The organism is Nitratireductor sp. GCM10026969 (assembly GCF_042660605.1).
Taxonomy (GTDB): Bacteria; Pseudomonadota; Alphaproteobacteria; order Rhizobiales; family Rhizobiaceae; genus Chelativorans.
The window spans coordinates 1-5,586 of sequence record NZ_JBHSUM010000214.1 but is presented as its reverse complement, the minus strand read 5'-3'; the positions used below and the strand labels follow the sequence as shown (position 1 = coordinate 5,586).

Genomic DNA, 5,586 nt, shown 5'->3' with positions numbered 1-5,586 from the left:
GTCTCGCCGTTGATGCGCACGCGGCGGGCCGATTCGGCGCCTTCGCCGGCCGTACCCGTGCCGATGCGGCAGGTCCCGAACGGCCCCGCGATCTCGGTATGGACGGCGAACCCGTCCGTGCTGCCGATCCGGGTCACGTCATCCAGCGTGGCGCGGCGCAGCCCACGGCCGGGCGACAGGAAGGAGACCGCCTCCAGGAGGTTGGTCTTGCCGGCCCCGTTTTCGCCCGTCAGCACGACCGCGCCGGGCTCAAGTCCCAGCGAAAGGCTCGCATAGTTGCGGAAATTCGCAAGCTGCAGCTTCGTTATGTGAACCTGCGCCGGGTGCCCGCTCGACCCGGCGGAAGCGGATTCTGCCGTGGTCACACCCGCATCGGCATCAGGACGTAGAGCGTGTGCTCGTCTGCCGTGTCCTGAATGATGGTGGGAGAGCCGGCGTCCGCCAGCAGGAACCGGACCTCGTCGCCGGAAAGCTGCGCGGCGACATCGAGAAGGTAGCGGGCATTGAAGCCGATCTCGATGGGCTCCGCGTCATAGCCGGCGGGGATTTCCTCGGTCGCGCTGCCGGAATCGGGATTGTTGACCGTCAGCGTCACCTGGCCCTCGGCAATAGCCAGCTTGACGGCACGGCCGCGCTCGGACGAGACCGTCGAGACGCGGTCCACCGCGGCGGAGAAGCTTTGCCGGTCGATGACGAGTTGCTTGTCGTTGCCGGCGGGGATGACGCGCTGATAATCCGGGAAGGTGCCGTCGATCAGCTTCGAGGTCAGCACCACGCTGCCGATGGTGAAGCGGATTTTGGTCTCGGAAAGCTCCACCGTCACCGCCACGTCCGGGGCGTCCACCAGCTTCTGCAGTTCGCCGACGGTCTTGCGCGGGATGATGACGCCCGGCATGCCTTCGGCACCCGCCGGCGCCTCGATCTCGGCGCGGGCCAGGCGGTGCCCGTCCGTCGCCACCGCGCGCAGCTTGAGCGCGCCGTCGTCCTCCAGCGTGTGGAGATAGATGCCGTTCAGGTAATAGCGGGTCTCTTCCGTCGAGATGGCGAACTGGGTCTTGTCGATCAGGCCGCTCAGCGCTTCCGAATCCATGCGGAAGATGTGCGAGAACTGGCCGGCGGTGAGCGCTGGGAAATCCGCCTGCGGCAGACATTGCAGGCGGAAGGTCGATCGCCCGGAAATCACCGATACGGCATTGCCGCTCTCGTCCATCTTCAGCATCACCTCGGCGCCGTCGGGCAGCTTGCGCACGATGTCGTAGAGCAGATGCGCCGGCACGGTCGTTGCGCCCGCCTGCTCGATATTCGCCGCAGTCGCTTCCGTGACCTCGAGATCGAGGTCGGTCGCCTTCATCTCCAGACTTGCGCCGTTGGAGGACAGGAGCACGTTGGACAGGATGGGAATGGTGTTGCGCCGTTCCACCACCCGGTGCACGTGGCCCAGGGACTTCAGAAGATTGGAGCGTTCAAGAACTACACGCATGACCGGTGATTCTCGCCTGGATGAAAGGTCACGGCATGGGAACATGCCTGTCACGGCACGAAGGCCGGATTTGCAGCAAACTGACAGGAAATCAGCGTGAAAGGCAAGCCCGCGGAACGCTTGGAGCCGTTTTCCGCGGGCTTTCTGGGGATAATGGTGCCGCAAGTGCCGTTGCGGCGCCTGGTGCACCGGCCCGAAAACCGGAATCGGTTTTTCGGAAAGCACGATGCACGGATTTTAACTCTACAGCGTCCTTCAGGCCTGCTCGTTGATGAGGCGCTTTAGAAGCTCGATTTCCTGGGCCAGCTGCTTGTCGCCGCCGGATATCCCCTCGATCTTGCGCACCGCATGCAACACCGTCGTATGATCCCGCCCGCCGAAACGGCGGCCGATCTCCGGCAGCGAACGCGGCGTCAGCACCTTGGCCAGGTACATGGCCACCTGGCGCGGCTTGACGATCGTGCGCGTCCGCCGATTGGACAGGAGCTCCGTCTTGGAGACGTTGTAGTGGCGGGCGACGATGCGTTGGATGTCCTCGATGCGCACGCGCCGCGGCTCGCCGGTGCGGCAGATGGGCCCGAGGATCTCGTCGATGCGCTCCAGCGTGATCTGCGGCTCGAAGGAATGGCGGAAGATGAGCTGGTTGAAGGCGCCCTCCAACTCGCGGCCGCTCCCCGTAACCGCGCGCGCCACGTGTTCGAGGACCTCCTCGGGGATGTTCAGCGACTGGTCTTCCGCCTTGGCGGCGCCGAGACGCTGCTTCAGCATGGACACCCGCATGTCGTAGTCAGGCGGCCCGATTTCCAGCGACACACCGCCATTGAGGCGCGACTTTACGCGCGGTTCGAGCGATTCCAGCTCCGAGGCCGGGCGGTCGGCGGCCACCACCACCTGGCGGGCGCTGTCGAGCAGCATGTTCAGGAGATGGCAGAACTCGTTCTGGATCGATTTGCCCTGCAGGAACTGCATGTCGTCGATGATGAGCAGGTCGATATCGCGCAACTGCTCCTTCAGGGTCAGGGCGTTGTTGTCGCGAATGGCGGTGGCGAAGCGCCACATGAAATATTCCGCCGTCAGGTAGACCACACGCGATTGCGGCCGGCGCTTAAGGGATGCCGCGGCGATGGCTTGCAGGAGATGCGTCTTGCCCAGCCCGACAGAGGCGTGGAGGAAGAGCGGGTTGAAGCGGATGGCGCCCGCGTCGGACTCCGCCACCGTACGTGCTGCCGCGCAGGCCACCCGGTTGGATGTGCCCTCGACGAAGGAATCGAACGTATAGCGGCCATCGAGTGGGGAGCCGAGTATGCTCGGTCGTCCTGCCGGTTCCGCACGCCCTGCCGGCGCAGCGCCGGCACGCGTCCCGCCGTTTATGTTACTGGCGCCTGTACCCTGGGGCTGGCTGGTCACCCGGCGTGTGGGCGCCGGCGCTGCCTTGGTCGGGGCCACCGCTCGGCGGGTGGCCGTGCGCACGACGATCTCGACCTTCAGGACGGAACTGTCCTCCGCCTGCCACAACTCGGTGATGAGATCCAGATAGTGGCCGTTGATCCAGGCGCGCAGGAAGGCGGTGGGGACTGAAATGCGGACGATGCCCTTCGAGACCTCCGCCAGCTTCATTCGCCCGAACCAGCTTGAATAGACCTCCGTGCCCAAACGGGCCTTCAACTGGGCCCTGACACGGTCGAATGCAGCGCTGGGCTCGCTGCAATCGTCTCCTTTATCCCCCTGGGTTGCGGGATTTTGAAAAGAGAAAGCTCCCTCGACTTCCCTTTCGACGCCGCTTTGCATCCTCGTTTCCCTGTTAAAATGCTTCTGATTATTCAAACGGGCTCGCTTAATCGACATGCATACAACCTGATTTGCCCGTCCGTTTGTTGCCAATGTTCAAGCGGGTTCCTGCGCCGGCACCTCCTTTCCCTTTTTGCCCCCCCGTGGGCCAGGTTGGTTTCACAGACACAGTCATCATGCTTCCGGCGTGTAGGCCAGAGCAGTTCCTGATTGCAGCGATGACGAATCCGCGGATCCCTCACAATTCGCTTGGGCACAAGCGTAGCGGCGCGCGAAAAAACCGCGCGGCACATATTGCCTTTTTGGCTTGGTTTTATAGGCCTGCGCCTGCCCTTGCGATGAGCAGACATTACCGAAATCCGCGTGGAAAGGGCAAGGGCACGGCTAACCCTTTTTTCACGAATCCGCCTGCGCAAAAGCCTTCGATACGCGGCCTCGAACGGCGCAAAAACGCTTAAGCTGTTTTGAATCAAGAGGCTTTTCACGAGGGGCCTGGAGCGCCCGTTCCCGGAAAAAAAATCCAAAAAAAATGCTTGACATCAGGAGGCGGAACAGGTCCTTCGCATGACAAGTGTCGCCTGTGGATAAACTATTACAAGCGACTGATAATATTGGATAATTCCTTCCACGGCTCAAGGGGCGTCCGGACTTCTATGACAGTTTTCCTAGGCGCTTGAAAAAATGATGCCGGCAAATGAAAAAGCGCGCGTGGCCGGCGGCCCGCACGTCTCGTCCAACACATTGTCCGGCAAAGAAAAACCCGGCCCCGCGAGGGACCGGGCGGATGGTTGTCGCTGGAAGGCTGTTCAGGCGTTCAGCATCTTCACGCGCCGGGCAAGCCGCGAAACTTTCCGCGAGGCGGCATTCTTGTGCAGGGCGCCCTTGGTAGCCGCGCGCATCAGTTCCGGTTCGGCGACGCGTAGTGCGTTTTCGGCTGCGCCCTTGTCGCCTGAGGCCAACGCCTCTTCGACCTTGCGCACATAGGTGCGCACGCGCGAACGGCGGCTCTTGTTGATCGCGGTCCGGCGGGCGATCTTGCGCACCGCCTTTTTGGCCGAAGGTGTATTGGCCATCTGTCCTCTCTCGTTTCAGCTGTTCCCGCCACGAATCCCGTTCAGAACAGGGAATCCGAGGCAAAAAATAAAAGGGCAGCCGACGGGCCACCTCAGTCGAGGCGGCTTATAATTCAGCCTGCCCGGCGCGTCAACGCCAAACAGTCGCTAGCGGTTCTTGAACTGCGGAGAGCGCTTTTCGAGGAAAGCCCTCATGCCTTCCTCCTGGTCGTCGAGCGCGAACATGGACTGGAACATGCGCCTTTCAAAGCGCAGGCCTTCGCTGAGAGCCGTTTCATAGGCGCGGTTGACCGCTTCCTTGGTCATCATGACGGCCGGCATGGAGAACTCGGCGATCTTGTCGGCGGTCTTGAGCGTCTCCTCGATCAACTCGCCCGTGGGCAGCACGCGCGCGACGAGGCCGCAACGCTCCGCCTCCGCCGCTTCGATCATGCGCCCGGTCAGGCACATTTCCATCGCCTTCGATTTCCCGATGATGCGTGCCAGGCGCTGTGTTCCGCCCATACCGGGCATGATGCCCAGGGTGATCTCGGGCTGGCCGAACTTGGCGGTGTCGGCGGCGAGGATGAAATCGCACATCATGGCCAGTTCGCACCCGCCGCCGAGCGCATAGCCGGCCACTGCCGCGATCACCGGTTTGCGTACGCGCGTGAAACGCTCCCAGCCGGCCAGATAGTTCTCCATATAGGCGTCGACATAGGTCTTGTCCTGCATCTCCTTGATGTCGGCGCCGGCGGCAAAGGCCTTCTCCGAACCGGTGATCACGATGGCACCAACCCTGGCGTCGGCGTCGAAGGCCTCCGTTGCGGTGACCAGTTCCTCGAGCATCTTGGCGTTGAGCGCGTTCAGCGCCTTGGGACGGTTGAGCGTGATCAGCCCGACGCGCCCCCGCGTCTCCACCAATATGGTCTCGTGCGCCATGAACGTCGCTCCTTCTTGCTGGTCCGGCTCGGCAGTTAACCTAGCGCTGGCAGGCCGGGCAATAGAAAGTCGAGCGCCCGCCCTGAACGATGCGACGCACCGTGCCGCTGCAGCCCTCCTTTCGGCATGCTTCGCCCGCGCGGTCATAGACGTTGAAGCTGTGCTGAAAATAGCCGAGCGATCCGTCGGCCTGCACGTAGTCGCGCAGCGACGAGCCTCCGGCCTGCACGGCATCGGCAATCACGGTTCGGATGGCTTCGGCCAGGCGCTCGCAGCGCCCGGTCGGCCCGCCATCCCTGGTCGCGAGGGTCGCCGCGCCGCGCC

At 63.1% G+C, this 5,586-nt stretch carries 6 protein-coding genes; all 6 read right to left on the bottom strand.

Annotation, left to right across the window (positions count from 1 at the left end):
• On the bottom strand, positions 1-365 hold a 365-nt coding region (locus ACFP9U_RS23500), incomplete at its 3' end, for an AAA family ATPase (RefSeq protein WP_378625173.1).
• Positions 362-1,480 carry a DNA polymerase III subunit beta gene (gene dnaN, locus ACFP9U_RS23495; protein WP_378625171.1) on the bottom strand — a complete coding sequence of 373 codons (1,119 nt, stop codon included), beginning with the start codon at positions 1,478-1,480 and terminating at the stop codon, positions 362-364. The genes ACFP9U_RS23500 and dnaN, both read right to left, overlap by 4 nt.
• 255 nt (positions 1,481-1,735) lie before the next feature.
• The gene (gene dnaA / locus ACFP9U_RS23490; protein ID WP_378625169.1) at positions 1,736-3,325 is read right to left on the bottom strand and encodes a chromosomal replication initiator protein DnaA; all 1,590 of its coding nucleotides are present in this window, start codon (positions 3,323-3,325) and stop codon (positions 1,736-1,738) included.
• Positions 3,326-4,074: 749 nt separating this feature from the next.
• Positions 4,075-4,341: a 30S ribosomal protein S20 gene (rpsT, locus tag ACFP9U_RS23485; protein ID WP_378625167.1), complete on the bottom strand. Its 267-nt coding sequence runs from the start codon at positions 4,339-4,341 to the stop codon at positions 4,075-4,077.
• A gap of 147 nt (positions 4,342-4,488) precedes the next feature.
• A complete protein-coding gene (locus ACFP9U_RS23480) occupies positions 4,489-5,262 on the bottom strand; it encodes an enoyl-CoA hydratase (protein WP_378625165.1) in 774 nt (257 codons plus the stop codon).
• 40 nt (positions 5,263-5,302) lie between these two features.
• The coding region (locus ACFP9U_RS23475; RefSeq protein ID WP_378625163.1) for a zinc finger domain-containing protein at positions 5,303-5,586 on the bottom strand (284 nt) is incomplete at its 5' end.

Excerpts from the sequence above, each read along its gene's own strand:
- dnaN (WP_378625171.1), bottom strand. The coding sequence starts at position 1,480 with ATGCGTGTAGTTCTTGAACGCTCCAATCTTCTGAAGTCCCTGGGCCAC.
- rpsT (WP_378625167.1), bottom strand. The coding sequence starts at position 4,341 with ATGGCCAATACACCTTCGGCCAAAAAGGCGGTGCGCAAGATCGCCCGC.
- ACFP9U_RS23480 (WP_378625165.1), bottom strand. The coding sequence starts at position 5,262 with ATGGCGCACGAGACCATATTGGTGGAGACGCGGGGGCGCGTCGGGCTG.
- dnaA (WP_378625169.1), bottom strand. The coding sequence starts at position 3,325 with ATGTCGATTAAGCGAGCCCGTTTGAATAATCAGAAGCATTTTAACAGG.